This is a genomic window from Shigella sp. FC1567, from assembly GCF_001743015.1.
GTDB lineage: Bacteria > Pseudomonadota > Gammaproteobacteria > Enterobacterales > Enterobacteriaceae > Escherichia > Escherichia coli.
Genome location: NZ_MIIV01000268.1, coordinates 1 through 1,534, shown reverse-complemented (window position 1 = coordinate 1,534; position 1,534 = coordinate 1). Strand labels below are relative to the sequence as shown.

General features: G+C 41.1%; 3 protein-coding genes and 1 pseudogene. 2 read left to right on the top strand and 2 right to left on the bottom strand.

The window, feature by feature from the left end; all coding sequences use genetic code 11:
- Nucleotides 1-104: 104 nt before the first annotated feature.
- Nucleotides 105-296 carry a YdcA family protein gene (locus tag BHE85_RS15400; RefSeq protein ID WP_000900884.1) on the bottom strand — a complete coding sequence of 64 codons (192 nt, stop codon included), beginning with the start codon at nucleotides 294-296 and terminating at the stop codon, nucleotides 105-107.
- A 15-nt stretch (nucleotides 297-311) separates the two neighbouring features.
- Nucleotides 312-881, bottom strand: coding sequence for a phage repressor protein CI (locus BHE85_RS15395; RefSeq protein ID WP_001047328.1), 570 nt, complete (start codon nucleotides 879-881; stop codon nucleotides 312-314).
- A 125-nt stretch (nucleotides 882-1,006) separates the two neighbouring features.
- On the opposite strand from BHE85_RS15395, the gene BHE85_RS15390 reads away from it, so the two are divergent.
- Nucleotides 1,007-1,228: a hypothetical protein gene (locus BHE85_RS15390; RefSeq protein WP_001247707.1), complete on the top strand. Its 222-nt coding sequence runs from the start codon at nucleotides 1,007-1,009 to the stop codon at nucleotides 1,226-1,228.
- Nucleotides 1,229-1,260: 32 nt separating this feature from the next.
- Nucleotides 1,261-1,437: pseudogene (locus BHE85_RS15385) on the top strand (phage regulatory CII family protein); the annotation flags it as partial.
- Nucleotides 1,438-1,534 lie beyond the last annotated feature (97 nt).

Sequence of the window (1,534 nt, the reverse complement as noted above, 5' to 3'; positions counted from 1 at the left end):
TAGCGGAGCAGGAAGGACATCTGATGGAAATGGAAGCCACGCAAGCACCTTAAAATCACCATCATACACTAAATCAGTAAGTTGGCAGCATTACCAAGCAAAAGTTATCGTGAGTTTTTAGTACAGATTTTTTTGGATTTACTAATAGTTCCATCATTGCAAACAAATTTTCCATCGGAGGTACAGTGAGAGACACCTCCCTTTTTCCCAGAACAAGGATAATTTTTAGCATAGGTAGTTAGTGGGCTTAATAACAAAGAGCATGATAAAACCACAAAAAATACTTTACCAAGCATAGTTTCCTCCCGGTATTATCTAACATATTTAACTGTTAAACTTATAATTTTACCAATTATTTCAATGTCTTCTATCTTACATTCGAAGGCTCTGTTTCCACCCTCGACGAAGATTCTTCCACCGGGTAAACGAGTAATGTCACGGATCGTTACTTCGCCATCAATACTTATTACCCATTTACCATCACGTATGTCATCAAATTCTTTATCACAAATAAATTCAGAATTGTTATCTGTGATGACAAAAGGTTTTTTAAACGTAGAGGGTAGAAATCCCTTATCAAAAATATAAAAACCGTCTTCACGCAAGGCACCATCAGATAATACATATTTAGCAACTTCCATAGTATTTGTATTACCTGAAGTTTGCTTTGAACCATGTCCGGTTGTGAGCCAATTAAGCGAGGTGCCCGTTTCAAGGGCGCACTGGATTACCCATTCTGCTGGGAATGAGTCACGCATGTAGCGTGTGGCGAGTGTACTTTTAGAGATTCCTAAATGATCGCACAACGCCTGTCGAGTCTTGAATCCATAAGCTTCTACCATGCGCTCTATGGCGCCTCGTCCGCCTTTCTCCAAATTCATGGTCACTCCAAGTGAACTTTTATCTTGACGATTTCACTGTGCAATCGTATGTTTATGGTGTTCACAAAATACAAACGATCCGTATTCGTCCTGATTAATCATCATTAAACGAGGAATGTTGCATCATGAGACCTAACATTTCAATCACTCTTACCACGCCTCATGTGACTATTGAACGCTATAGCGAGCTGACAGGGCTATCCATCGATACCATCAATGACATGTTGGCTGATGGACGCCTTATCCGTCACCGTCTGCGCAAAGATAAAAAACGCGAAAAAGTGATGATCAACATAGCAGCAATGACCGTTGATGCGCTTTCAGAATGCAATCTAAACCTTAATTAGTTCGATTCTGAAATACATCAGAGGCATTGACCATGTTTGATTACCAAGTTTCCAAACATCCACATTTTGATGAAGCCTGTCGTGCATTTGCACTGCGCCACAATCTGGTGCAACTGGCAGAACGTGCAGGCATGAATGTGCAGATTCTGCGGAACAAGCTGAACCCAGCTCAGCCTCATTTATTAACCGCACCAGAAATCTGGCTGCTTTGAAGTGGCACACTGAATTTGGCCACCTGAACAGAGGTGATATGCTCACCTCAGAACAACACAGGTGCTCCAATGAAAAAAAGAAATTTTAGCGCAG

Coding starts and splice junctions, on each gene's coding strand:
- BHE85_RS15400 (WP_000900884.1), bottom strand. CDS start 296: ATGCTTGGTAAAGTATTTTTTGTGGTTTTATCATGCTCTTTGTTATTA.
- BHE85_RS15395 (WP_001047328.1), bottom strand. CDS start 881: ATGAATTTGGAGAAAGGCGGACGAGGCGCCATAGAGCGCATGGTAGAA.
- BHE85_RS15390 (WP_001247707.1), top strand. CDS start 1,007: ATGAGACCTAACATTTCAATCACTCTTACCACGCCTCATGTGACTATT.